The 25,221-nt window shown below is 72.5% G+C and carries 20 protein-coding genes, 1 tRNA gene and 1 pseudogene; 12 read left to right on the forward strand and 10 right to left on the reverse strand.

Annotated elements, in window-relative coordinates; all coding sequences use genetic code 11:
* The 3 genes from KZ813_RS15405 (at nucleotide 1) to rdgB (ending at nucleotide 2,085) form a co-directional block, all read left to right on the forward strand.
* The gene (locus KZ813_RS15405) at nucleotides 1–618 is read left to right on the forward strand and encodes a MarC family protein (RefSeq protein WP_219755867.1); all 618 of its coding nucleotides are present in this window, start codon (nucleotides 1–3) and stop codon (nucleotides 616–618) included.
* 130 nt (nucleotides 619–748) lie between these two features.
* The gene (rph, locus tag KZ813_RS15410) at nucleotides 749–1,462 is read left to right on the forward strand and encodes a ribonuclease PH (protein ID WP_219755868.1); all 714 of its coding nucleotides are present in this window, start codon (nucleotides 749–751) and stop codon (nucleotides 1,460–1,462) included.
* The gene (rdgB, locus tag KZ813_RS15415) at nucleotides 1,459–2,085 is read left to right on the forward strand and encodes an RdgB/HAM1 family non-canonical purine NTP pyrophosphatase (protein ID WP_219755869.1); all 627 of its coding nucleotides are present in this window, start codon (nucleotides 1,459–1,461) and stop codon (nucleotides 2,083–2,085) included. Before rph ends, rdgB begins: the two co-directional genes overlap by 4 nt.
* A 345-nt stretch (nucleotides 2,086–2,430) precedes the next feature.
* Here rdgB and KZ813_RS15420 read toward each other — a convergent pair whose 3' ends face one another.
* The 3 genes from KZ813_RS15420 to KZ813_RS15430 all read right to left on the reverse strand — a co-directional run bounded on the left by KZ813_RS15420 (nucleotide 2,431) and on the right by KZ813_RS15430 (nucleotide 6,422).
* Entirely contained in the window at nucleotides 2,431–4,806 is a 2,376-nt protein-coding gene (locus KZ813_RS15420; protein WP_219755870.1) for a membrane-bound PQQ-dependent dehydrogenase, glucose/quinate/shikimate family, read from the reverse strand.
* Between the two features lie 118 nt (nucleotides 4,807–4,924).
* Nucleotides 4,925–5,524, reverse strand: coding sequence for a CAP domain-containing protein (locus tag KZ813_RS15425; protein WP_308461908.1), 600 nt, complete (start codon nucleotides 5,522–5,524; stop codon nucleotides 4,925–4,927).
* Between the two features lie 811 nt (nucleotides 5,525–6,335).
* Nucleotides 6,336–6,422 (reverse strand) — tRNA-Leu (locus tag KZ813_RS15430).
* A gap of 155 nt (nucleotides 6,423–6,577) precedes the next feature.
* Between KZ813_RS15430 and KZ813_RS15435 the strand changes: the two genes are divergently transcribed.
* The 6 genes from KZ813_RS15435 (at nucleotide 6,578) to gltB (ending at nucleotide 15,219) form a co-directional block, all read left to right on the forward strand.
* On the forward strand, nucleotides 6,578–7,507 hold the full coding sequence (locus KZ813_RS15435) for a complex I NDUFA9 subunit family protein (RefSeq protein WP_219755872.1): 930 nt from the start codon (nucleotides 6,578–6,580) through the stop codon (nucleotides 7,505–7,507).
* A gap of 45 nt (nucleotides 7,508–7,552) precedes the next feature.
* Entirely contained in the window at nucleotides 7,553–8,362 is an 810-nt protein-coding gene (locus KZ813_RS15440; protein ID WP_219755873.1) for an undecaprenyl-diphosphate phosphatase, read from the forward strand.
* A 152-nt stretch (nucleotides 8,363–8,514) separates the two neighbouring features.
* Nucleotides 8,515–9,954, forward strand: a complete 1,440-nt coding sequence (locus tag KZ813_RS15445) for an NAD(P)-dependent oxidoreductase (protein ID WP_219755874.1) — start codon at nucleotides 8,515–8,517, stop codon at nucleotides 9,952–9,954.
* On the forward strand, nucleotides 9,951–10,247 hold the full coding sequence (locus KZ813_RS15450; RefSeq protein WP_219755875.1) for a nucleotidyltransferase domain-containing protein: 297 nt from the start codon (nucleotides 9,951–9,953) through the stop codon (nucleotides 10,245–10,247). Before KZ813_RS15445 ends, KZ813_RS15450 begins: the two co-directional genes overlap by 4 nt.
* Complete coding sequence (locus tag KZ813_RS15455; protein WP_219755876.1) at nucleotides 10,244–10,717, forward strand: ribonuclease HepT family protein; 474 nt, start codon at nucleotides 10,244–10,246, stop codon at nucleotides 10,715–10,717. The genes KZ813_RS15450 and KZ813_RS15455 overlap by 4 nt, the downstream gene beginning before the upstream one ends.
* A complete protein-coding gene (gene gltB, locus KZ813_RS15460; RefSeq protein ID WP_219755877.1) occupies nucleotides 10,714–15,219 on the forward strand; it encodes a glutamate synthase large subunit in 4,506 nt (1,501 codons plus the stop codon). The genes KZ813_RS15455 and gltB overlap by 4 nt, the downstream gene beginning before the upstream one ends.
* An 81-nt stretch (nucleotides 15,220–15,300) precedes the next feature.
* On the opposite strand, the gene KZ813_RS15465 is transcribed toward gltB, so the two are convergent.
* Entirely contained in the window at nucleotides 15,301–15,732 is a 432-nt protein-coding gene (locus KZ813_RS15465; RefSeq protein WP_219755878.1) for a transposase, read from the reverse strand.
* Between the two features lie 43 nt (nucleotides 15,733–15,775).
* The gene (locus KZ813_RS20550) at nucleotides 15,776–15,907 is read right to left on the reverse strand and encodes a hypothetical protein (protein ID WP_258046840.1); all 132 of its coding nucleotides are present in this window, start codon (nucleotides 15,905–15,907) and stop codon (nucleotides 15,776–15,778) included.
* Nucleotides 15,908–16,149: 242 nt separating this feature from the next.
* Here KZ813_RS20550 and KZ813_RS15470 point away from each other — a divergent pair, with 242 nt between their 5' ends.
* Both KZ813_RS15470 and KZ813_RS15475 read left to right on the forward strand, forming a co-directional pair.
* Nucleotides 16,150–17,388 (forward strand): cyclic di-GMP phosphodiesterase, encoded by a 1,239-nt coding sequence (locus KZ813_RS15470; RefSeq protein WP_219755879.1) that lies wholly within the window; start codon nucleotides 16,150–16,152, stop codon nucleotides 17,386–17,388.
* Nucleotides 17,389–17,392: 4 nt separating this feature from the next.
* Nucleotides 17,393–18,472, forward strand: a complete 1,080-nt coding sequence (locus KZ813_RS15475) for a GGDEF domain-containing protein (RefSeq protein ID WP_219755880.1) — start codon at nucleotides 17,393–17,395, stop codon at nucleotides 18,470–18,472.
* A gap of 82 nt (nucleotides 18,473–18,554) precedes the next feature.
* Here the strand turns inward: KZ813_RS15475 and KZ813_RS15480 are convergent, their stop codons facing one another.
* Nucleotides 18,555–19,937: a methyl-accepting chemotaxis protein gene (locus tag KZ813_RS15480; RefSeq protein ID WP_219755881.1), complete on the reverse strand. Its 1,383-nt coding sequence runs from the start codon at nucleotides 19,935–19,937 to the stop codon at nucleotides 18,555–18,557.
* Between the two features lie 132 nt (nucleotides 19,938–20,069).
* Here KZ813_RS15480 and KZ813_RS15485 point away from each other — a divergent pair.
* Nucleotides 20,070–20,476: pseudogene (locus KZ813_RS15485) on the forward strand (cupin domain-containing protein).
* An 18-nt stretch (nucleotides 20,477–20,494) separates the two neighbouring features.
* On the opposite strand, the gene KZ813_RS15490 reads toward KZ813_RS15485, so the two are convergent.
* The 4 genes from KZ813_RS15490 to KZ813_RS15505 all read right to left on the reverse strand — a co-directional run bounded on the left by KZ813_RS15490 (nucleotide 20,495) and on the right by KZ813_RS15505 (nucleotide 25,093).
* Nucleotides 20,495–21,253, reverse strand: coding sequence for a metallophosphoesterase family protein (locus KZ813_RS15490; protein WP_219755882.1), 759 nt, complete (start codon nucleotides 21,251–21,253; stop codon nucleotides 20,495–20,497).
* 16 nt (nucleotides 21,254–21,269) lie between these two features.
* A complete protein-coding gene (locus tag KZ813_RS15495; RefSeq protein WP_219755883.1) occupies nucleotides 21,270–22,664 on the reverse strand; it encodes a hypothetical protein in 1,395 nt (464 codons plus the stop codon).
* 94 nt (nucleotides 22,665–22,758) lie between these two features.
* Nucleotides 22,759–24,072: a Gfo/Idh/MocA family protein gene (locus tag KZ813_RS15500; RefSeq protein ID WP_219755884.1), complete on the reverse strand. Its 1,314-nt coding sequence runs from the start codon at nucleotides 24,070–24,072 to the stop codon at nucleotides 22,759–22,761.
* Nucleotides 24,073–24,283: 211 nt separating this feature from the next.
* Nucleotides 24,284–25,093 carry an aldo/keto reductase gene (locus tag KZ813_RS15505; RefSeq protein ID WP_219755885.1) on the reverse strand — a complete coding sequence of 270 codons (810 nt, stop codon included), beginning with the start codon at nucleotides 25,091–25,093 and terminating at the stop codon, nucleotides 24,284–24,286.
* Nucleotides 25,094–25,221 lie beyond the last annotated feature (128 nt).

The following is a 25,221-nucleotide window of genomic DNA, read 5'->3' on the forward strand; positions in this document are numbered from 1 at the left end:
ATGGTCGAGCTGTTCGTCTCGTCCTTCGTCACGCTCTTCCTGATCATCGACCCGCCCGGCTGCGCGCCGATCTTCGCCGGGCTGACCGCGGGCGCCGCCCCGGCGCATCGCCGTGCCATGGCGATCCGCGCGGTAGTGGTGGCGGCGGGGATCCTGCTGCTGTTCGCGCTGGCGGGCGAGCCGTTGCTCCACGCGCTCGGGATCGAGCTCGCCTCGTTCCGCATCGCGGGCGGGCTGATGCTGTTCCTGATCGCGCTCGAGATGGTGTTCGAGAAGCGTACCCAGCGCCGCGAGGACCGCGCCGCCAGGGTGACCGCGGAGGAGGCCGACGACGTCTCGATCTTCCCGATGGCGATGCCGATGATCGCGGGGCCGGGCTCGATCGCGACGGTGATGCTGCTGATGGCGCGCAGCAACGGCCTCGAGCGCTCGGCGGTGGTGATGGCGGCGCTGGGGGCGAACCTGCTGCTGATGCTGGGCTCGCTGCTGGCGGCGGGGCCGATCATGCGCGTGCTCGGCGCCAAGATCGAGGCGGTGATCACGCGGCTGCTCGGCGTGCTGCTGGCGGCGCTGGCGGTGCAGTTCGTGATCGACGGGGTGGTCGAGCAGCTGCGGTGACGGGCGCGCGCGGGCGGCGTCCGCCGCCGCGCGCCTCCCCGGGTGAGGGGACGGGAGCGGCGCGCAAGCCGCTGGCGCGCCGGCGGCAACGCGGCTAGGGGCTGCCCCACCCGAGCTTCAGGAGAGTATCATGCGCCCCAGCGGCCGCGCCCCCGACCAGATGCGCGCGATCACGATCGAGCCGCGCTTCACGCGCCACGCCGAGGGATCGGTGCTGATCGGCTTCGGCGACACCAAGGTGCTGGTCACCGCCTCGGTCGAGGAGCGCGTCCCCCCCTTCCTCCGCGGCAAGGGCCAGGGCTGGGTCACCGCCGAATACGGCATGCTGCCGCGCGCCACGCACACGCGCAGCAGCCGCGAGGCCGCCAAGGGCAAGCAGTCGGGCCGCACCCAGGAGATCCAGCGGCTGATCGGCCGCTCGCTGCGCGCCGTGGTCGACATGACGCTGCTGGGCGAGCGCCAGATCACGCTCGACTGCGACGTGATCCAGGCCGACGGCGGCACGCGCACCGCCTCGATCTCGGGCGCCTGGGTGGCGCTGCGGCTCGCGGTGGACGCGCTGCTGAGGGACGGCAAGCTCGCCGCCGACCCGATCCGCCAGAAGGTGGCGGCGGTGTCGTGCGGCATCTACCAGGGCGACCCCGTGCTCGACCTCGACTATGACGAGGACTCGAACGCCGACGCCGACGCCAATTTCGTGCTGCTCGAGAACGGCCATATCGCCGAGGCGCAGGCCACCGCCGAGCACGCCACCTACGACGAGGAGGCGCTGCTGCGGCTGCTGCGGCTGGCGCGGATCGGCTGCACCGACATCTTCGCCGCGCAGGCGAAGGCGGTCGCGTGAGCGGCGAGGGCAAGGAGCCGCAGGCGATCCGCCGGCTCGCCCCGGGCAGGCTGGTGATCGCGAGCCACAACCAGGGCAAGGTGCGCGAGATCGCCGCGCTGCTCGAGGGGCACGGGCTCGACGTGATCTCGGCGGGTGAGCTCGACCTGCCCGAGCCCGAGGAGACCGGCACCACCTTCGTGATGAACGCCGAGCTGAAGGCGCGCGCCGCGGCGGACCTGTCCGGGCTGCCCGCGCTGGCCGACGACAGCGGGCTGTGCGTCGACGCGCTGGGCGGCGACCCCGGCATCTTCTCGGCGCGCTGGGGCGGCGAGAACAAGGACTTCGGCCGCGCGATGCGGCTGGTCGAGGACAAGCTCGCGGCGCTGCCCGACGCGCCGCGGACGGCGCATTTCGTCTGCGCGCTGGCGCTGGCTTGGCCCGACGGCCACGTCGAGTGGTTCGAGGGCCGGGTCGACGGGACGCTGGTGTGGCCGCCGCGCGGCGACAAGGGCCACGGCTACGACCCGGTGTTCCGGCCCGACGGGCACGACGCCACCTTCGGCGAGATGGACGAGCCCGCGAAGAACGCCATCAGCCACCGCGGCGACGCCTTCCGGCAGCTGGTCGCGGCGGTGTTCTGAGGGGAAGCGTAGGCGCCGCCTTCGAGCGGTCACGGGGCTCGCCTTTCCGTCTCACGAGACCGCCCCGGCGAACGCCGGGGCCCAGGTGGGAGGGCCCCGGTGAAACTCACGAACGTCTCCCGACTGGACCCCGGCGTCCGCCGGTGTGGCGGCAGTGGGGTGAGCGGAGCATCCTTCCCGATCGGTGCCCGGGCGGAGGCCGGGGCCCAGGTGAAAGACGGCGGTGGCTCGAACATGCGCCTTCCCGACTAGGCCCCGGCCTTCGCCGGGGCACCGATCGGTGGGTGAGCGCTCCCGCCGCAGCTTACCCCACCGGCAGCGCAACTCGCCCCACGAGCGCGCCCCTCACGTCCGCGGCAGCGCGTAGGCCAGCGTATAGTCCCCGTAGCGCGTGCCCAGCGCGCCGTGGCCGCCCGCGGTGATCACGACATATTGCCGCCCGTCGCGCCCGCGATAGGTCATCGGCGTCGCCTGAGCCCCCGCGGGCAGCCGCGCCTTCCACACCACCTTGCCCGTGCTGAGGTCGAAGGCGCGCAGATACTGGTCGGTGGTCGCGCCGATGAAGGCCAGCCCGCCCGCGGTGATGATCGAGCCGCCGAGGTTGGGCACGCCGGTCTTGAGCGGCACGCCGAGGTGCGAGCCGAACAGCCCGGTGTCGCGCGCCGTCCCCAGCACCTCGCGCCACAGCACCTTGCGCGTGCCGAGGTCCACCGCGGTGAGATGCCCCCAGGGCGGCGCGACGCAGGGCGCGCCGAAGATGCCGACCCAGGCCTTCACCACCGCGACGTACGGCGTGTTATACTGCGTCTGCAGCTGCGCCTGCATCGCGTTCTCGCCGCCCTGCTTCTGCTTCATCAGCGCCGCCGCGCGCGGGTCGTCGCGGCGCATCAGCCACAGCTTGAACGGCATCTCCATCGTGTTGACCGTCATCACCCCACGCACCGGGTCGACCGCCGCGCCGCCCCAGTCGGTGACGCCGTCGAAGGCCGGGTGGCCGATGATCGGCTTGAGCCCCATCGGCTGGTAGACGCCGGTGCCCTGCGCGCGGCGGACGTCGATGCGGCAGAAGAGCTGGTCGATCGGCGTCGCGCCCCAGGTCGCCACCTCGGTCGGCGCGGGCGGGGTGAAGCTCGGCATGCCGGTCGAGAAGGGCTGGGTCGGCGACACGCGCACGCCCGGCGTCGCGCCGTCGGTGCGCACCTCGCGCTCGGTGATCGCGGCGATCGGCGCGCCGGTCAGCCGGTTGAGGAAGAACACCTGCCCCATCTTGGTGGTCTGGATCAGCGCCGGGATCACCTGACCGTTCGGTGCACGATAGTCGAACAGCGACGGGCCGATCGGCAGGTCCATGTCCCACATGTCGCGGTGGACCAGCTGGCGCACCCAGCGCAGCTTGCCCGTCTGCGCCTCGAGCGCGACGATCGCGCTGCCGAAGCGGTCGTCGAACGGGCGGCGGTAGCCGATCCAGTAATCGGGCGAGGCGTTGCCGGTGCCGAGATAGACGAGGCCGTTGTCGGGGTCGGCGGTGATCGCGCCCCACACGTTGGGCGTGCCGCGGGTATAGACCTGCCCCGCGGGCAGCGGCGCGATCGCGTCGGGCGAGCGGCCGACGTCCCACGCCCAGACCGGCGCGCCCGACACCGGGTCGTAGGCGCGCACCACGCCCGAGGGGATGTCGCGGTTGACGTTGTCGGTGATCCGCTCGCCGATGATCAGCCGACCGTTGACCACGACCGGCGGGGTGGTGCCGATCTGGTCCGAGGGCTTGGACACGCCCATGTTGGCGCGCAGGTCGATCGCGCCGTTCTGGCCGAAGCCCGCGCACGGCCGGCCGGTGTCGGCGTCGAGCGCGACCAGCCGCGCGTCGAAGGTCGGCGCGAAGATCCGCCGCGGACAGGCCGTGCCCGCGGGCGCCTCGAAATAGGTGACGCCGCGGCAGACCAGATAATTGTTGCCCGCGATCCTGGCCGCCTCGTGCCAGCTCCACTTGGTCTTGCCGGTGGTGGCGTCGATCGCCTGGACGAAGGAGTGCGGCGTGCAGGTGTAGAGCGTGTCGCCGATATGGATCGGGGTCGCCTCGGAATGATACTCGCGCTTGTGCTCGGTCGCCTCGGCGGGCATCGGCAGGTCGCCGGTGCGCTGCGTCCAGGCGAGCTGGAGCCGGCCGACGTTCTGCGGCGTGATGTCCGCCAGCGCCGAGTAGCGCCGTCCGGCGGGGGTGCCGCCATAGTCCCGCCAGTCGCCGTCGGCGGCGCCGGTCGGTGCCGCGGCGAGCGCCGCGCCGGGCGCGGCGGCCCGGGCGGTCCCCTGCGCGGCGACGTCCTGGTGGCCCAGCATCAGCCCGAGCCCCGCCAGCGCGGCGACCCCCGCGGCCACCGCGGGCACCGCGCGCGAGCACGCGCGCGGCCCGCGCCGCCAGCCGGTCAGCAGCACCAGCGCCAGCAGCACGGTCGGCGCGACGAGGCGCGGGATCAGCTGGAGCCCGTCGAGCCCGACCTCCCACAGCGCCCACAGCAGCGTGCCGACCCAGACCGCGACGTACAGCCAGCGCCCGGCGGGGTGGCCGCGCCCGAGCAGCGCGCCGCTCGCCACCATCGCGACCCCGGCGACGAGGTAATAAGGCGAGCCGCCGAGCGACGCGAGCACGCCGCCCGCGACCGCGAAGAAGCCGCCGAGGATCGCGATGACCCACGCCAATGCCACCGTGAGCAGCCGTCCCATAACCCGCTTCCTCGTTGATCCAGGGCAGCAACGCGGCGGCGGGAGAAAAGTAACGCGATGTTGCTGGCGGCGGAGGAGAGCGCCGGGGCGACGCGCCCGGCGGGGGGAGGCGGGCGCCTCAGTAAGCGGTCGCGCCGACCGCCGCGCCGGCGGGGGCGTAGCGGCAGACGAGCACGTCGTCGCGCCCGCCCGCCGCCAGCGCGCAGCCGAGCCGCGCGGTGCCGCGCCACACGATCTGCGCGTAATGCACCGCGTCCTGCCAGCGCCCGGTGCGGCTGAAGCGCGGCGCCGGCGCGTCGACATAGGCGGCGCGCTCGTCGAGCCACCAGCGCACCATCTCGGCGTAGGTGTAGGCGTCGCGCGTGCCGGCGAAGAGGTTCTCGCCCTGGCGTTCGCCGCCGCGCGGCTGCGCCGCGTGCGCGAGACGGCCGGCGCGCGCCAGCGCGCGGGCGTAGGTGTCGGCGGCGCGCGCGAGCGTCTCGTCCCAGGCGAGCGGCGGCAGCGCCAGCTCGGCGCGCGCGCGATTGTGCTCGTCGAGCATCGCCTGGCGCAGCAGCGTGGCGCCGCGCGGGGCGGGATCGATCCGCTCGCGCCACTCGGTCGCGCCGAGGCGCGGCGGGGGCGGCAGGCGCGACGGCTCGGCCCGGGCGGGGAGGTCGGCGGAGGAGCGCGCGAGCAGCGCGACGGCGAGCAGGACGACAGTTCGTTGCGATGACACAACGAGCGCTCGTAGTGCCCGCGACTCGCGGTGCAAGGCGGCGTCGCGGCGAAGGGGCGCGCGGGGCTGTGCTAGAGCGGGACGGGGGCGGTGGGCGGCGACGACGCGCTCGTCCCGTCCTCACCGACGGATCGCGGACCGCGAGCGAGACGCCCGCCGTCCTGGTCTCGGGCATGTGCCGGATCAGGGGTCAGGAGGCTTCGAGGCAGCCAGATGGATCGGCGCGATCGCGGTCGCCGGGTCACGCCGGCGCCAGCGCGAGAGGAGCCGTCGCCACGCCGCCGCCATCGCACCGCTCCCTCGCGACCATGGGCGGAACATGCTGGCAACATCGCCGAGTGGCAAGCCGCCGCCCGCGTCCGATCGCCGCGGCGGGTCAGCGCCGTCGGCGCCCGCGTCGACGCGGCGGCGGCGCCCGCGCGTTCGTCGCGGCGGATCAGGTACGAGCCGCCGACCTGGCTCGGGCGCACGACGACGGTCCGCGCCAGGCCAGGGTCGTCCGAGAAGATCGCCTCGACCGCGCCAGCGTCGTGACACATGAGACGTCGCCGATCCTCACCGCGACGCTGAGCGGCTCCTCCGCTTCCGCCGGCGCCTCCGCGTCGGCGGGCGCGGTCGAGGCGCGCGCCGCCTGCTCGCCGGGCGGCGCTGCTCGGCCGTGTAGGGGAAGAGCGCTGTCCATCGTCGCCGCAGACCGCGTCGCCGATCGCGCGACGGATGCGCCCGCCAGCCGCAACGGCGAGCCGTGCCGAGCGCCCGCTCGCCGCGCCGGGTCAGCGCGCGCGGAACATCGATCGGCTCTGCGGGAGAATGGTGCCCAGAAGAGGACTCGAACCTCCACGCCGTTGCCAGCGCCAGCACCTGAAGCTGGTGCGTCTACCAATTCCGCCATCTGGGCACGGGGTAGGCCGGCGCCTCTAGGGGGTGGTCGACGCCCTTGTCAACACGCATTTTCGCGAAGCTCGCCGCACCGCCGCATCCGGCCTTGTCATCGGCGGGCGCGGCGGGCACAGCGGCGCGCGTAGCGGAAAGGCGTTCGAGATGAAGGACGGCATGAACGACAGTCTGGTCACGCTGATCGGCGGCGGGGGGTTCCTCGGCCGCTACGTCGCGCAGGCCCTGCTCAAGACCGGCGCGCGCGTCCGCGTGGCGCAGCGCGACCCGCGCCAGGCCTTCTTCATCAAGCCGCTCGGCGGGCTCGGCCAGACCCAGTTCGTCGCCGTCGACGTCGCGCGGCCCGAGACGATCCAGCGCGCGGTCGCGGGCGCGGACGCGGTGGTCAACCTGGTCGGCACCTTCGCGGGCAACCTCCAGCGGATCCACGTCGACGGCGCGCGCATCGTCGCGGAGGCGGCGCGCGACGCGGGCGCGGCGCTGGTCCATGTCTCCGCGATCGGCGCCGACGCGAACGGTGACTCGGTCTACGCGCGCACCAAGGGCGCGGGCGAGCGGGCGGTGCGCCAGGCCGACCCGTCCGCGACGATCCTCCGCCCCTCGACCGTGTTCGGGCGCGAGGACCAGTTCCTCAACCGCTTCGCCGGGATGATCGCGCGGCTGCCGGTGGTGCCGGTGCTGCGCCCCGCCGCGCGCTTCCAGCCGGTCTATGTCGTCGACGTCGCGCGGGCGGTGTTCGCCGCGCTGGCGGACCGTGACGCGCACGCGGGGCACATCTATGAGCTGGGCGGGCCCGAGGTGCTGACCATGCTCGAGCTCAATCGTCGCGTCGCCGAGCATGTCGGCCGCCACCCGCGGTTCGTCACCGTGCCCGACGCCGCCGGGGCGCTGCTCGCCGCACTGCCGCTGACGCCGATCTCGGCCGACCAGTGGAAGCTGCTCGGCCACGACAGCGTCGTCGGCCAGGGCGCCGAGGGGCTGGCCGCGCTGGGCGTCGAGCCGACGCCGCTCGACGCGGTCGCGCCCGACTGGCTGGTGCGCTACCGCAGGGCGGGGCGCTTCAGCATGATCAACCAGACCGCGGGCTGACCCGACGCGCGGGAGACGCGTCGGCGAGCCGGGGGGAGAAAGACATTGAACGACCTGCTGATCACCATCCTCCTCGGCATCGTCGAGGGGGTCACCGAGTTCCTGCCCGTCTCCTCCACCGGGCACCTCGTGCTCGCCGGCGCGCTGCTGGGGCTCAAGGAGGCCGACGCCACCTTCGACATCGTCATCCAGCTGGGCGCGATCCTGGCGGTGATCGTCCTGTTCTGGCGGCGCTTCCTCAAGGTCGGCGAGGGGCTGCTGCGGCGCGACCCCGGCGCGATCCGCTTCACCCGCAACGTGCTGCTCGGCTTCCTGCCCTCCGCCGTGGTGGGCGCGATCGCTTATTCCTCTATCCGCAAGGTGCTCGAGGCGCCCGGCATCGGCCCGACGGTGGTGGCGGTGGCGCTGATCGTCGGCGGCATCGCGATCCTGTTCATCGAGCGCACCGTGCCCCCCGCCCCCAAGAGCGAGGTGGAGACGATGTCGTGGCGCGTCGCGCTCGGCATCGGACTGGTCCAGTGCATCTCGATGATCCCCGGGGTGAGCCGCTCGGGCGCGACGATCATGGGCGCGCGCGCGATGCGGGTCGACCAGGAGACCGCCGCCGAGTACAGCTTCTTCCTCGCCATCCCGACGATGCTCGGCGCCACCACGCTGGCGCTGTGGAAGAGCCGCGACCTGCCCGGTCACGTCGACTATGGCGCGATCGCGATCGGCTTCGTCGTCGCCTTCGTCGTCGCGCTGCTGGTGATCCGCTGGTTCATGGGGGTGGTGACCAAGCACGGCTTCGCCCCGTTCGCCTGGTACCGCATCGTCGCGGGCACGCTCGCGCTGGTGCTGCTCGCGCTGCATTGATCCGGATCGGACCTTCTTCTCGGGTGCGAGTGGAAGGAGGCTGCGCGGCCGCGCAACAATCGAAGTTTTTGCGGCAGTCTCGCTGACCTGTCGGCCGGAAAGTGCGTGACTCCCCTATGATGGTGTGAGACGTCGGCGATCGGAGGTTACCGATGGCCGACATGCTCAAGTTCGTGGATCGCGCGCAATCCTATCCCGCCAAGCGCGGGGCGGCCGATCGCGCCGACGATTTCCGCGAGATCGCCGAGCGCTACGCCGCCCCCGCGGCGGAGGACCAGGCCGGGCGCTGCTCGCAGTGCGGCGTGCCCTATTGCTCGGTCCACTGCCCGCTCCACAACCATATCCCCGACTGGCTGCGGCTCACCGCCGAGGGCCGGCTGCGCGAGGCCTATGAGCTGAGCAACGCCACCTCGACCATGCCCGAGATCTGCGGCCGCATCTGCCCGCAGGACCGGCTGTGCGAGGGCAATTGCGTGATCGAGTTCAGCGGCCACGGCGCGGTGACGATCGGCTCGGTCGAGAAGTTCATCACCGACACCGCCTGGGAGGAGGGCTGGGTCGAGCCGCTCGTCCCCGGTCCCGCGCGCGGCCAGTCGGTCGGCGTGATCGGCGCCGGCCCGGCCGGGCTCACCGCGGCGGAATATCTCCGCGCGTACGGCTACGAGGTCCACGTCTACGACCGCCACGACCGCGCCGGCGGGCTGCTGACCTACGGCATCCCGGGCTTCAAGCTGGAGAAGCCCGTGGTGATGCGCCGCGTCGAGCGGCTCAGGGCGGGCGGGATCGTCTTCCACGAGGGCTTCGAGGTCGGCCGCGACGCCACGCTCGACGCGCTCCGCGCGCGCCATGACTCGCTGCTGATCGCGACCGGCGTCTATCAGGCGCGCGCGATCGACCTCGCCGGCAACGAGCTGGCCGGCGTCGTCCCCGCGCTCGACTATCTCACCGCGTCGAACCGCAAGGGCTTCGGCGACCCCGTCCCCGCCTTCGAGGACGGCACGCTCGACGCCGCCGGGCGCGACGTGGTGGTGATCGGCGGCGGCGACACCGCGATGGACTGCGTCCGCACCGCGATCCGCCAGGGCGCCCACAGCGTGAGATGCCTCTATCGCCGCGACCGCGCCAACATGCCGGGCTCGCAGCGCGAGGTCGCCAACGCCGAGGAGGAGGGCGTCGAGTTCGTCTGGCTCGCCGCGCCGGCCAGGTTCAGCGGCGCCGACGGCAAAGTGAGCGCGGTCGAGGTCAACCGCATGCGGCTCGGCGCCCCCGACGCGAGCGGGCGGCGCGCGCCCGAGGTCGCCCCCGGCGGGGCCGAGACGATGAAGGCCGACCTGGTGATCAAGGCGCTCGGCTTCGACGCCGAGGATCTGCCGCACCTGTGGGACGCGGCCGAGCTGGGCGTGACGCGCTGGGGCACGGTGCTGGTCGATTCCAAGACGCTGATGACCAGCCTCGACGGCGTGTTCGCGGCGGGCGACATCGTCCGCGGCGCCAGCCTGGTGGTATGGGCGATCCGCGACGGGCGCGACGTGGCGGCGACGATGCACCAGTATCTGCGCGCCAAGGCGAAGAGCGAGAAGGTCGCCGCGTGAGGCTGCCGCCCGACTATGTCGCGGCGATCAAGGAGGCCGCGCGCGAGGCGTTCGGCGCGGGCGCGGTGGTGCGCCTGTTCGGCAGCCGCGTGCGCGACGACCTGCGCGGCGGCGACATCGACCTGCACTTCGAGGTCGATCCCGGTCGCGGCACCGACGCAGAACTCGACCGCTTCGAGGACAAGCTCTTCCAGCACATCGAGCCGCAGCGCGTCGACAAGGTCTTCAGCGTGCGCGGTGAGCCGCTCGGCCCATTCGAGCAGATCGCCTATCGCGACGGGGTGGTGCTGTGACCGCGCCGGAAAGCGTGTTGCTCGCGAAGCTGACCGCGGCGCTCGACTCGGTGCTGCGCGGCGCGGACGTCGCTGCCCGCATCCTTGGTACGTTGCCCGAGACGGCCGTCGACTTCGCGGCACTCGACGACCTGCGCGCCACAGGCGCGCGCGCGCTGCTCAAGGCAGTGGAACAGGCGCAGGATCTGCTCGCCCGCATCTTTCGCACGTACCTGATCGCCGAACAGATCGATATCTCCGAGATGACCGCACGCGATATCGCGAACCGTATGGAGAAGTACGGGATGCTCGCCGATGCGGCGGCCTGGTCCGGGCTGGTCCGGCTGCGCAACCGCCTGGCGCATGAATATCCCGTCAGCCCCACCGAACAGCGTGAACGCGTCGTCGATGCGCTGGCGGCGGTCCCGCTGCTCCGCTCCATCCGCGATGGTCTTCTACCGACGCTTCATACCAAGGGTTATCTGGCATGACCGATCCCCGCACCCACCTCGCCACGCACGGCATGTACCGCCCCGAATATGAGGGCGACGCGTGCGGCGTCGGCCTGGTCGCCGCGACCGACGGGCGCGCGTCGCGCCGAGTCGTCCAGTCCGCGATCGACGCGCTCAAGGCGGTGTGGCACCGCGGCGCGGTCGACGCCGACGGCAAGACCGGCGACGGCGCGGGGCTCCACGTCGACCTGCCGGTGCGCTTCTTCGACGATTGCGTCGCCGCCAGCGGGCACAAGCTGATGCCCAACCGCCTCGCCGTCGGCATGGTGTTCCTGCCGCGCACCGACCTCGGCGCGCAGGAGACCTGCCGCACGATCGTCGAGAGCGCGATCATCGAGGCGGGCTACACCATCTACGGCTGGCGCCAGGTGCCGGTCGACGTCTCGGTGATCGGGATGAAGGCGCAGTCGACGCGGCCCGAGATCGAGCAGATCATGATCGCGGGCCCGCTGCCCGACCAGGTCTCGGCCGAGGAGTTCGAGAAGAACCTGTATCTCGTCCGCCGCCGCATCGAGAAGCGCGTGATCGCGGCGCAGATCCAGGGATTCTACGTCTGTTCGCTGAGCTGCCGCTCGATCATCTACAAGGGGCTGTTCCTGGCCGAGAGCCTGTCGGTCTTCTACCCCGACCTGCAGGATCAGCGCTTCGAGAGCCGCGTCGCGATCTTCCACCAGCGCTATTCCACCAACACCTTCCCGCAATGGTGGCTGGCGCAGCCGTTCCGCTGCCTCGCCCACAACGGCGAGATCAACACCGTGCGCGGCAACAAGAACTGGATGCTCAGCCACGAGATCCGCATGGCCTCGATCGCGTTCGGCGAGCATTCGGAGGACATCAAGCCGGTGATCCCCGCCGGCGCGTCCGACACCGCCGCGCTCGACGCCACGTTCGAGGCGATCTGCCGCTCGGGGCGCGACGCGCCCACCGCCAAGCTGATGCTGGTGCCCGAGGCCTATTCGGACGACATGCCGCCCGCGCACCACGCGATGTACCAGTATCTCGCCTCGGTGATGGAGCCGTGGGACGGCCCCGCCGCGCTGGCGATGACCGACGGGCGCTGGGCGGTCGGTGGGGTCGACCGCAACGCGCTGCGCCCGCTGCGCTTCACCGAGACCGCCGACGGCCTGCTGATTGTCGGCTCGGAGGCGGGCATGGTGGTGGTGCCCGAGAGCACCGTGATCGCCAAGGGCCGGCTCGGGCCGGGGCAGATGATCGCGGTCGACCTCCACGAGGGCCGGGTGCTGCGCGACCGCGAGGTGAAGGACCGCATCGCCGCCGAGCAGGACTATGCCGCGATGATCGGCGAGTTCTCGACCATGGCGGACCTGCCCCCCGCGCCCGTCGACACGCTGACGCGCTACGCCCGCGCCGACCTCACGCGCCGCCAGGTCGCCGCCGGCCAGACGATCGAGGACATGGAGCTGATCCTGTCGCCGATGGTGGAGACCGGCAAGGAGGCGATCGGCTCGATGGGGGACGACACGCCGCTCGCGGTGATCTCGGACAAGCCGCGCCTGATCAGCCAGTTCTTCCGCCAGAACTTCAGCCAGGTGACCAACCCGCCGATCGATCCCCTGCGCGAGCGCTACGTGATGTCGCTGCGCACGCGTTTCGGCAACCTCGCCAACATCCTCGATACCGAGGACCGGCGCGAGCGCGTGCTGGTGCTCGACAGCCCGGTGCTGACCTCGACCGACTGGGCGCGGCTGAAGGGTTATTTCGGCCAGGCCGCGGCCGACATCGACTGCACCTTCGAGGCGGGCGGCGGCCCGGAGCGGCTCCGCGCCGCGATCCAGCGCATCCGGAACCAGGCCGAGCAGGCGGTGCGCGAGGGCAAGAGCGAGCTGTTCCTCACCGACGAGCATATCGGCGAGGACCGCGTCGCCATCCCGGGCGTGCTCGCCGCCGCGGCGGTGCACACGCATCTCGTCCGCCGCGGCCTGCGCTCCTACGCCTCGGTCAACGTGCGCGCGGCCGAGTGCCTCGACACGCATTATTACGCGGTGCTGATCGGCGTCGGCGCCACCACGGTGAACGCCTATCTCGCCGAGGCCGCGATCGCCGACCGCCACGCGCGCGGGCTGTTCGGGAAACTGTCGCTCGAGGAATGCCTCGCCCGTCATAAGAAGGCGATCGAGGAGGGGCTGCTCAAGATCCTCAGCAAGATGGGGATCTCGGTGATCTCCAGCTATCGCGGCGGCTATAATTTCGAGGCGGTCGGGCTGAGCCGCAGCCTCGTCAACGACCTGTTCCCGGGCATGCCCGCGAAGATCTCGGGCGAGGGCTATGCCTCGCTCCACGTCAACGCCACCGAGCGCCACGAGGCGGCGTACGATCAGGCGGTGGCGACGCTGCCGATCGGCGGCTTCTACCGCCAGCGCCACAGCGGCGAGGCGCACGCTTACTCGGCGCAGCTGATGCACCTGCTGCAGACCGCGGTGGCGACCGACAGCTATTCGAGCTACCTGCAATTCTCGCGCGGGGTGGCGGACCTGCCGCCGATCTACCTGCGCGACCTGCTCCAGTTCAACTTCCCCAACGAGGGCGTGCCGGTCGACCAGGTCGAGGCGATCACCGAGATCCGCAAGCGCTTCGTCACCCCGGGCATGTCGCTCGGCGCGCTCTCGCCCGAGGCGCACGAGACGCTGGCGATCGCGATGAACCGGATCGGCGCCAAGGCGGTGTCGGGCGAGGGCGGCGAGGACAAGGCGCGCTACACGCCCTATGCCAACGGCGACAACGCCAACTCGGTGATCAAGCAGATCGCCAGCGGGCGCTTCGGCGTGACCGCGGAGTATCTCAACGCCTGCGACGAGATCGAGATCAAGGTCGCGCAGGGCGCCAAGCCCGGCGAGGGCGGCCAGCTGCCCGGCTTCAAGGTGACCGAGTTCATCGCCAAGCTGCGTCACGCCACCCCGGGCGTGACGCTGATCAGCCCGCCGCCGCACCACGACATCTACTCGATCGAGGATCTGGCGCAGCTGATCTACGACCTCAAGCAGATCAACCCGCGCGCGCGCGTCTGCGTCAAGCTGGTCAGCTCGGCCGGCATCGGCACGGTCGCGGCGGGCGTGGCCAAGGCGCACGCCGACGTGATCCTGGTCTCGGGCCATGTCGGCGGCACCGGCGCCTCCCCGCAGACCAGCATCAAATATGCCGGCACGCCGTGGGAGATGGGGCTCTCCGAGGTGAACCAGGTGCTCACGCTCAACGGCCTGCGCGGCCGGATCAAGCTGCGCGCCGACGGCGGGCTCAAGACCGGGCGCGACATCGTCGTCGCCGCGATCCTGGGCGCGGAGGAGTTCGGCATCGGCACGCTCAGCCTGGTGGCGATGGGCTGCATCATGGTGCGCCAGTGCCACTCGAACACCTGCCCGGTCGGCGTCTGCACGCAGGACGAGGCGCTGCGCCAGAAGTTCGTCGGCACGCCCGAGAAGGTGATCAACCTGATGACCTTCATCGCCGAGGAGGTGCGCGACATCCTCGCCCGGCTCGGCTGCCGCAGCCTCGACGAGGTGATCGGCCGCACCGAGCTGCTGCGCCAGGTCAGCCGCGGCGCCGAGCATCTCGACGACCTCGACCTCAACCCGATCCTCGCCAAGGTCGACGCCACCGACGCCGAGCGCCGCTTCTCGCTCAGCACCTTCCGCAACGAGGTGCCCGACAGCCTCGACGCGCAGATCATCAAGGACGGCGCGCCGGTGTTCTCGCGCGGCGAGAAGATGCAGCTCACCTATTCGGTGCGCAACACGCACCGCGCGGTGGGCACGCGCCTCTCCAGCGAGATCACGCGCAAGTTCGGCATGTCGACGCTGGCCGAGGGGCACGTGACGATCCGGCTGCGTGGCTCGGCGGGCCAGTCGCTCGGCGCCTTCCTGTGCCGCGGCATCACGCTGGAGGTGTTCGGCGACGCCAACGACTATGTCGGCAAGGGGCTGTCGGGCGGCACCATCATCGTCCGCCCGGCGGTGTCGTCGCCGCTGCGCAGCCAGGAGAACACGATCCTCGGCAACACCGTGCTGTACGGCGCCACCTCGGGCAAATTGTTCGCGGCGGGCCAGGCCGGCGAGCGCTTCGCGGTGCGCAACTCGGGCGCGACCGTGGTGGTGGAGGGCTGCGGCGCCAACGGCTGCGAGTATATGACCGGCGGCGTGGCGGTGGTGCTCGGCGCGGTGGGCGCGAACTTCGGCGCGGGCATGACCGGGGGCATGGCGTTCGTCTACGATACCGACGGCAGCTTCGCGCGCTCGGCCAACCCGGAGAACATCACTTGGCAGCGCGTCGCCGCGGCGCACTGGGAGGAGCAGCTGCGCTCCCTGATCGCCGAGCACGCCGTGGCGACCGACAGCCGCTGGTCGCGCGGGCTGCTCGACGACTGGGAGCACACGATCGCCTCGGTGTGGCAGGTGGTGCCGCGCGAGATGCTGACGCGGCTGGCGCACCCGCTCGACGACGCGGAGACGCTGGTGGCGGCGGAGTGAGGGGAGGGGCGGGGACGCGGACGTCGATCCCCCGTTGGGGGTGGCAGCGCGTTAGCACCGACGGAGCGGCCATCTGGGGCGTCAAGTAGAGGAGGCGAGGGCCAGGCGGGTTTCTCGTGCCACGGCGTTCAGGCGGACGAGCAGCGTGCGTGCGAGGGCGAGACGGACGACCATGTTGGGTTGGCCTTGGGCGAGGAGCCGGTCGCGGAAGGCGGCGAGGTCGCTGTCGTATTCGCGGGCGACGTGGGCGACGAGGAAGAGGATGGAGCCCACCGAGGCGCGACCGCCGCGGATGGCGCGTGCGCCGTGACGTTGGCCGCTGTGGTCGGCGAGCGGGGCGAGGCCGGCCATTTCGACGACGGCCTTGTTGGGGAAGGCGGTGGCGTGGCGACGGGCCGGCGCGCCTCGGCGTAACGCGCGATCATCTCGGCGTCGATCCGGTCGGTTTTCTCCGGCCGGCCCATCGCGCACCGCCCGCGGATTGGTGACGGCGCAGGGCTGGCCCTCGCGCATAGCGCCAGGAACGCGGCCCCCTCGACCCCGCCCGACGCCTCCATCACCACCAGCCGGACCGCCGCTCGCGGCAGAACGCCAGCAGCTCGGCCACGCCGGCGGCGGTGTTGGCGAAGCGCTGATACTGCCCCGCCGCCCAGCCATCGAGCCGGGCCGCGCCGGAGAGTGTGGCCACCCTCCCCGGCGCTTCCTCCTTCCCAGCGGAAACTCGCCGGGTGCGTCCAGACACATGGGGTGTCGCGGGTCGCGACGCGGGCGACACTCACCAGCGTCGACACACCTCCCTCAGGCCTGCGGCCTGCCACCTCCCCTCGCAGGCGAGGATCGACCCGCCCCGCTAAACCCAAATTAACGCCGCTCCCTCATAGGCGGGAGCGACGGATTCGCCGAGGACAGGGGGCTGGTCGGGCGGTGCTGGTGACGATCAAGACGAGCGCGGCGCGGCCCGGCATGTACGTCCACGCGGTGGAGGGCGGCTGGATGGCGAGCCCGTTCTGGCGCAAGCAGCTCGTCCTGGCCGACGCGCGCGACGTCACCAAGCTGGTCGAGGCCGGCATCGGCGAGATCGTGATCGACACCGACAGGGGAGTCGGCCCGCTCGCGGCGCACCCCGCGCCCGGCCGCGCCGAGGCGCCGGACGCGACCAGCGCCCCCGGCCCCGCCGAGCCGCCGCGCCGCGCCCGCCGACGCCCCCTGAGCGAGCTCGACCGCGCGCGCGAGGTGGTGGAACAGTCGCGCGCGGCGATGCTGCGCCTGTTCGCCGACGCGCGCATGGGGCATGCCGTCGACCATCGCGCGCTCGCCCCGCTGGTCGACTCGGTCGCCGCGTCGGTCGCGCGCGACCGACGCGCGCTGCTCACCGTCACGCGGCTGCGCAGCAAGGACGAATATACCTGGCTCCACTCGGTCGCGGTGGGCGCGCTGCTGATCGGTTTCGCGCGCCACCTCGGCCTGCCCGAGGCGGAGGTGAGCGACCTCGGGCTCGCCGGACTGCTCCACGACATCGGCAAGATGGCGGTGCCGAGCGCGGTGCTGGAGAAGGCCGGCACGCTCGATCCCGCCGAGCTGGCGGTGGTGCGCCACCATCCCGAGAAGGGGCACGCGCTTCTGCTCGGGGGCGACGTGCCCGCGGTGGTGCGCGACGTCTGCCTGCACCATCACGAGCGGGTCGACGGGCGCGGCTATCCCCACGGCCTCAGCGGGGACCAACTCAGCCTCGCGGCGCGGATGAGTGCGGTGTGCGACGTGTACGACGCGGTCACCTCGCAGCGCCCGTACAAGCGCCCGTGGCTGCCCGGCGAGGCGCTGGCGCGGATGCAGTCGTGGCACGGCCATCTCGACGGCGAGCTGCTGGCCGCCTTCATCGACCATATCGGCATCCACCCGCCCGGTGCGCTGGTGCGGCTGCGCTCGAACCGGCTCGCGGTCGTGGTGGGCGCCGCGGCCGACGACCCGACCGCGCCGCCGGCGCGCGCCTTCTTCGACATACCGAGCCAGTCGCGCCTGCCGCTGGTCGAGGTCTTCACCGACGCCCCCGGCGACCCGATCCTGGGCGGCGAGCGCGGCGCCTATTGGTTCGGAGCGCGCTGGCCCGCGATCCGCGCCGCGGTGATCGCCGCGGACGACGAGGCAGCCTGGCCCGCGGTGGAGGCCTGAGGCGATGGCGACCCGACCGCGTCACGACCCGGCCGCCGCGCCCGCGCCGCTGCGCCGCGTGCTCGACTGGCTCTCGCCGGCGCGCCGCGCCGCGCGCGCCGACGAGCGGCTCGCGGCGCGGCGCCGGCTGTTCGACTCGATCGGCGAGCTGCTGTTCGCCAGCCGGCTCGCGCCCTCGCCGCGCAACTACGGGCTGGTCCACTCCTATCTGTCGGGCGAGGACGTCGCCACCAGCGCCGCGGTGGCCGAGGCGCTGCGCGCCACCGGCACGCTGAGCGAGGCCGCGGCGGCGCGGATCGCGGGGGGGCAGGAGGCGACCGAGCTCGGCCCCGACACGCTGGCGCGGATCGCCGAGACGCTGGAGGCGCGGATCGCCGAGTGCCTCGGTGCGGCGGGCCAGTCGCGCCGCACCGCCGAGCAGTTCGGCAGCGCGCTCGAGGGCGAGGCGGCGCGGCTGGCCGAGGACCCCGCCGCGACGATCGCGCGGATCGCGGCGCTCACCCGCGACGCGGTCACCGCGACGCGACTGGCCGAGGCGCAGCTCGAGCGCACCCGCCACGAGGCCGATACGCTGCGCCGCGATCTGCGCCAGGCACGCCGCGCCGCCGAGCGCGACCATCTCACCGGCCTGCCCAATCGCCGCGCGCTGGAGGCGGCGCTGCGCGCGCTCGACGCCGACGATACGCCGGCGACGGTGGCGCTGTGCGACGTCGACGACTTCAAGCAGGTCAACGATCGCTTCGGCCACGCCGCCGGCGACCGCGTGCTGCGCTTCGTCGCCGGCTTCCTCGAGCGCGAGCTGGGGGGTGACGTGCTGGTGGTGCGCCACGGCGGCGAGGAGTTCGCGTGCCTGTTCCGCCGCGCCGACGCGCGCGCCGCGGTCGCCCGGCTCGACGCCGCGCGCGAGCGGCTGGCGGCGCGCTCGCTGGTCAACCAGGACACCGGCGAGGCGTTCGATCGGGTCACCTTCTCGGCCGGCGTCGCGCCGCTGGGGGAGGAGGGTGGCGCCGCGGCGCTCGCCGAGGCCGACCTCGCGCTCTACGCGGCCAAACACGCGGGCAAGAACAGGGTCTGCGCGGGGTAGGCGCGCGCGCTGCGTCACCCTCGCCCTTCCCACCCCGCCGCGGCGGGAGAGTGAGGGTGACCACCCCTCCTATCTCACCGGATCACCCCTGGTTCTCATACGCCAGCTGGAGCACGCCCCAGTGCGCGCCGCCGACGCTGATCGACGCGATCACCTGCTTGAGCAGCACCACCCCGCCGTCGGCGAGCGGGCGGCGATAGGCCTTGAGGCAGAAGGGCTGGGTGATCTTCACCTGCACCGCGGTGTCGGCGAAGTGGAAGAACACGCCCGCGCGCGAATATTCGCTGTTCCACGCGGGATCGCCGCGGCGCTGCGGCTTGGAGCGCTCGGGCATCGCCACCGCGCCGAAGCAGTTGCGATCGGTGAAGCTCATGCCGAAGAAGCCCGGCAGCGCGCGCGCCGCCTCCTGGTGCGGCCGTGCCAGCGCGGTGATCAGCGCCATCGCGGGATGCGTGAACAACGCCGGATCGGTGTCGGGCACGGGCGTGTAGCGCTCGCTCAGGATCGCCTCGCGGCTGATCTCGCCGCCGGCGGCGGCGGTCGCCAGCCCGGCCGAGACCTGGCGCGCCGCCTCGAGCGCGAAGCGGATATACGGGCGGTCGGGCGTGTCGGCGTCGCTCTCGGCGAGCCGCTGGAGCAGGTCGTTGGTGTCGTCGCTCACGCCGGTGATCCGGTCGGACAGGCGCTGCAGCCCCTGCGCGTTGTCCGTGGAGGTGCGCGCCAGCTCGCCGAGCCCGCCCTCGACCTCGCCGACCGCGTGGACCATCGAGCCGACCCGATCCGCGACGCCCTCGCTGGAGCGGGTCAGGCCGTCCATCAGCCCGCGCAGCCGCGCCACCAGTGCCTCGATGTCCCTCGTGCCGCGGTGCGCCGAGCGCGCGGTGGCGACGCCGAGATCGACCCGCCCCAGCATCGCGTCGGCCTGGGTGGTGAGCGTGTCGATCGAGCCGGTGATCCGCGCCGTGGCCACCGCGGTCTCGGAGGCGAGCTTCTTGACCTCGCCCGCCACCACCGCGAAGCCGCGCCCCGCCTCGCCCGCGCGCGCCGCCTCGATCGTGGCGTTGAGCGCCAGGAGGTTGGTCTGCTTGGCGATGGCGTCGATCGTCGCGGTGACGCGCGCGACCTCCTCCAGCGCCGCGGTGAAGCCGCCGATGCTCTCGTGGATGCGGCTGACCTGGGTGATCAGCTCGACCACGTCGCTGGTCGCCGCCTCGACCTGGACGTGCGAGTCGGCCAGCACCGCGTGCGCGCCCGCGGTATGCTCGCGCGCGCTGCGCGCCGCGGCGGCGACCTCGTCGACGTCGTCGGCGAGCTGGCCGGTCCGGCGGCCGATCTGCTCGATCGTGCCGGCCTGCGCGGTGACCCGGGTCGAGAGCTCGGCGATGTCGGCCTGCAGGTCGAGCGTGCGCAGCCCCAGCTCGCCCGACCGGCGGGCCGCCTCGGCAATCGTCTGATCGAGCGTCAACGCGGCGTCCCTCCGTCCTCGCCACTGGCTAACAGCTTGGGGTTAACGGGATTCTACTATGCGACCGGGCGATATGCGGCGTCGTCGCCGGCGCTCTTGACCGCCGCGGTCGGACGGGCTCCGATCGGTCGCATGACGCACGACCTGATCCGCCGGCTCGATCTCCGCCCGCATCCCGAGGGCGGGCATTATCGCGAGACGCTGCGGTTGCCGCCCGGCCCGGACGGGCGCTCGCGCATGACCGCGATCCTGTTCCTGCTCGGCGCGGGCGAGCGCTCGCACTGGCACCGGGTCGACGCCGCCGAGCTGTGGCTGTGGCATGCCGGCGCGCCGCTCACGCTGGCGATCGCGGACGAGCCGCCGCTGTCGCTCGGCGCCGACGTCGCCGCCGGCGAGCGGCCGCAGGCGCTGGTCCCCGCGGGCGGTGGCAGGCCGCCTCGGCCGAGCATGGCTGGGCGCTGGTGAGCTGCGTGGTCGCCCCCGGCTTCGACTTCGCCGGCTTCGAGCTGGCGCCCCCCGACTGGCAGCCGCGCGGCTGAGCCGCGCGCAGCCCGCGGTCAGCCCGCCAGCCGCACCGCGAACGGGCGCGCGGCGCGGCCATGGGTCTCGATCAGCGCCACGTCCGCGCCGTCGAACACCGCCGCGGTGAGCCGGCCACTGAGATAGCTGCCGCTGTCGAGACACAGCCGACCGGGGCCGGCGTACGCCTCCTCCTTGGGCGTGTGGCCGTGCACCACGAGCCACGGGTCGTCGCGCTCGGCCTGGAGGAACTCGCTGCGGATCCAGAGCAGGTCGCGCTTGTCCTGCTGCTCCAGCGCGACACCCGGGCGGATCCCGGCGTGGACGAACAGCAGGCGGCCCTGCACGACCGAGAGCTCGAGCCGCTCGAGAAAGGCGCGGTGCGACGGCGGCACCGCCGCGCGGAAGGCGTCGCGTCGCGCCGCCCAGGCGGTGCGCGATTCCTCGCGCGGCGGCTCGACGCCGTAGGAACGCAGCGTGGTGTCGCCGCCGTGCTTGGCCCAGCCGAGCCCGCTGATCCGCCCGTCGAGATAATCGAGCATCGCGTCCTCGTGGTTGCCCAGCAGGAACCGGCCCTCGAAGGCGGGATCGTCGGCGAAGCCGATGAGCTGCTCGATCACCTCGCGCGAGCGCGGGCCGCGGTCGACATAGTCGCCGAGGAAGACGATCAGCGCACGCCCCGGTGCCGCGCGCGCGGCGCGGTCGGCGCGGACCTGATCGAGCAGGCGGGCGAGCAGGTCGGCGCGGCCGTGGATGTCGCCCACGGCATAGGTCAGTCGGTCGGTCAGCGGCGGCATCGGTCTTCCCTGTCGGTCACGCCGCCGCGGGCACCGCCGACGCTGCCGCGCCGCTGCGCGAGCGACGCGTCCTGGGCGCGTCGCGCAGGATGAACATCGACGACAGCATCACCAGCGCGATCGGGTTCAGCGGCGTCAGCAGCGTGCCCTCGAACGAGTACCACAGGATCAGGATGATGGCGAACTGGCGGCTGGGCGTGCGATCGAACATCGAGAAGAGCAGGAAAGCGTAGAGCAACACGCCCTGGATCAGGCCATATTCGACGATCGCCTTCACGATCGGCCACCAGAAGATGTTGCCGCCGCGCTCGATCTGCCCCGGGCCCACGCCGGAATAGACCGCCGAGGGATCGAGCAGCGCGCGCCGCACGCGATCCAGCGGCTCGACGAAGCGCGAGCTGCCGCTGGAGCCCTGTTTGTCGAACTCGCCCATCCGGTCCGCCACCATGTCGAACCATTGCAGCTGCAACGCCACGAACAGCGCGATGAAGGCGGTCGCGAGCACGGTGACGAAGGTGCGGATGTTCATGCGGGTGAACACGATCGGCAGCGCCACCAGCAGCAGCGCCAGCCCGGTGCCCGCGAAGGTCGCGAAGAGGGTCGCGCCGAAGAACACCGCGCGCACCATCCGCTGCAGGAACAGCAGCTCGATGATCAGCGCCAGCGTGATGAACTGCGAGATGAACGACACCTCGAGGAAGGTGATCCCCGAAGGCTTCATGTACTTCATGCCGAACTGGATCGGCTGGATGTAGAGAAACTCCGGCACCAGATATTGGCTCGGCACCAGCTTGTCGAGGTCAGGCCAGTATTGCCACCCGATGGAGAATTGGATCGCGTGCTGGATCCACACGATCACGGCGAAGACCAGCATGAGATTGCTGAACAGCGAGAGGCATTTGCGATGGGTCTCCGGCGTCGTGTCGAAGGCCACCAGGAACGGCAGGTAGAGCAGGAAGTACAGGCCGATGCTGCTGAGCGAGAAGGATGGGCTGAACAGCACGGTGCTGAGTGCCGAGGTGACCACCACGGCGAGGTACAGCATCGCGCGCTCGGGCCGGAACACCGGGCGCGCGAACAACACACCGGCGCCCAGCGCGATCAGCGCGATCGGCAGGATGACCGGGATGATCGCCCCGCTCGGGCCGATACCGATCTTCTGCAGCACCGTGATGCCGATCAGCATGGCGCAGAAGACGCCGATCACGACCTTCTGCTGGGTCGCTTCCTGCTCGCGCGTGTCCGGCTCGGCCGCCGGGGCGGCGCGCTCGGCCGTGACAGTGCCGCTGCCATTGCCCTGGCTGCTCCGCCGCACGCGGCGCCGTGCCGGTGCCTCGCCGCCCTTGATCGGCATGCCGAACTGGTCGAGCGCCGGTGGCGCGCGGCGGCCGTCGTCGGATCCCTCACTCACCGCCACCGCCCTCCATCTGGCTAAGCCTCCCGATACACGGAAGTTTCAGAGCGTGTCCATCGGTGCACCGGCGCCCCGCCTGTCCCGCCGCGGCTCAGCGGCGGTGCATCCGCTCGACCGCGCTCGCCGCGGTCCGCTCGGCCAGCCGCGCGCGATAGGTGGCGCGATAGTCGGGCGCGTGGGCGAGCTCGGCGGGCAGCGCCAGCGGCGCGAAGCTGGTGCTCGGCACCACCGTCGCGCCGCGCGCGCCCGCGTCCTGCACCAGCATCGTCAGCTCGTTGAGGTGCATCAGGAAGTCCGGCCCCATCAGCTGCGGGCGGCCCTCCGCCAGCGCGCGCCCCATCTCGGCGATGCCGAGGATCTTGTCCTGCGCGTACACCTCGCGGCGGCGGAGCCAGCTCACCAGCCGGTGCTTGGGCGAGCGGCCGACGCCGCGCTCGGCCTCGACCGCGTGCGACTTCCAGCGCCGCACCAGCGCGAGGCGGCGGCCCTTGATGCCGAAGCGTCGCCCGATCGCGGGCTGGCTGCGCGCGCTGTACGCCTTGCGCGCGCTGAGGCTGACGCGCGAGAAACGCTCGAGGAACACCGCCGACTGGTCGTGGAAGACGTTGTCGACGCTGATCTCGCCGGCCTCGCCGATGATCCGCATCTGATGGTCGCGCGGCGCCACCCAGCTGCACGTCACGCGCGCGGCGACGCCGTGGTCGAAGGCGAGGCACGCCACCGACAGGTCGGGCGTGTCGGCGGGGTGGAGCGGCTCGGGCGTGTTCTTGTCGGGCACGAGGCAGGTCGAGAAAGCGGTCACCGCGCGCACCGGGCCGAACAGCGCGCACAGCCAGGCGAGGTGATAGCCGATATGCTCGACGGTGCAGCCCTCCTGCAGCTCCTCGGCATAGGGGAAGGGCGCGCCGGTCGGGCTCGTCACCGTGTCCAGCCGCATCAGGTGCGCGGGATTGTCGTCGAGCTCGGCGTAGACCAGCACCGGACGGCCGATCGCGCCGTCGGCGATCGCCTTCCACAAGGTCATCACCGCGTCGGAATAGAGGTTGCACGGCGCCGCGGCGAGCACGCGCCCCTCGGCCTCGGCCAGCTCGAACAGGGCGCGGGTGCGCGCCGGCTCGGTGGTGATCGGCTTCTCGGTATAGACGTGCTTGCCCGCCTCGAGCGCGCGGCGGGTCACCTCCTCGTGCGAGGCGATGCTGGTGAGGTTGATCACCACCTCGACGCGCTCGTCGGCGAGCAGCGCGTCGAGCGAGGGATAGAGCGCGAAGCCGTAATGGTCATGCACCACCCGCGCGCGCGCCGCGTCGCGGTCGTAGACGCCGCAGATCTCGATCTCGGGATAGGCCCAGCGCGTGCGCATGTAGATGTCGAACACATAGCCGCAGCCGACGAACGCGATCCTCATGCCCCTGTCCCCTTCGTCGCGTCCGTCGCGGGACGCTCTCCCTTCGTCATCCCCACCTCACGCGGGACCGGCGAGCGACCCGCGGCATGCGCCCGCGTCCGCGGCAGCCCGGGTGCCGCGGGCACCGCCGACCGTCGCTCTGCCCGGCCCTGCGTGCCCGCATCCGCGGCAACACGGTGGCGCGCGGCACGACGACGGGGAGGGGCGGTGATCATGCCACCGCCGCCGCGAGCGCGCGCACGCGTTCCGGCTGGCGCGAGCCGATCAGCGTGGTGGTGACCAGCGGCGAGGCGTGCGCGCGCCGCACCGCCTCGGCCGCGTCGACGCCGGGCTGGAAGCGCAGCACCTCGCGCGCGATCACCGGCAGCCCGCGAGCGCGGATCGCGGCGCCGCGCGGATCGTCCCCGATCGCCGCGATCACGTCCCACGGCAGTTCGAGCACCTCGGTCACCTCGCTCGCGAGCGCGGCGTCGAGCCCCGCGAGGTCGTCGCACGCGATCCCGACCAGCCGCGCGCGCCCGGAGGCCCTGGCCTTGGCGAGCGCCCCCAGCGCCTCGCCGCGCGCGATCGTCGCGGCGTCGGGGCTGTGGAGCAGGAAGGCGTCGACGTGGTCGCTGCGCAGCCGCCGCAGCGAGCCGTCGAGCGCGCGCAGCAGGCCGGCCTCGCTCCAGTCGGTGCGCATCGCGCCGGCGCGCTGCGCGGTCACCGCCGCGCCCATCCGCCGCCGAGCCAAGACCGCGCGGAGCAGCGGCTTGAGCGGGCGCATCAGCCGCATCTTGGCGGAGAACGCGTTGCCCGCCTTGGTGACCACCTGGGCGCGGTGGCGCTGCCCGCGCAGCGCGCGGCCGATCGCGCGCTCGCTGTCGCCCTGGCCGTAGATGTCGGCGGTGTCGAGCAATGTCACGCCGAGGTCGAGCGCGAGCCGGATCAACGACTCGCTGTCGGCGCGCGTGCTGGGATTGTTGAACGACCCCATCTTGGCGCAGCCGAGGCCGAGCGGCGGGAACGCGGGCGCGGTCATCGGCGGGTCTCCCGAGGAATGGATAACGTCAGATCCTCCCCGGAACGGGGAGGGGGACCGCCGCGCATAGCGCGGTGGTGGAGGGGGCTCGCCATACACGCACCGGGCCGTGCGCGGAGCCCCCCCTC

The organism is Sphingomonas folli, from assembly GCF_019429525.1.
Classification (GTDB): domain Bacteria; phylum Pseudomonadota; class Alphaproteobacteria; order Sphingomonadales; family Sphingomonadaceae; genus Sphingomonas; species Sphingomonas folii.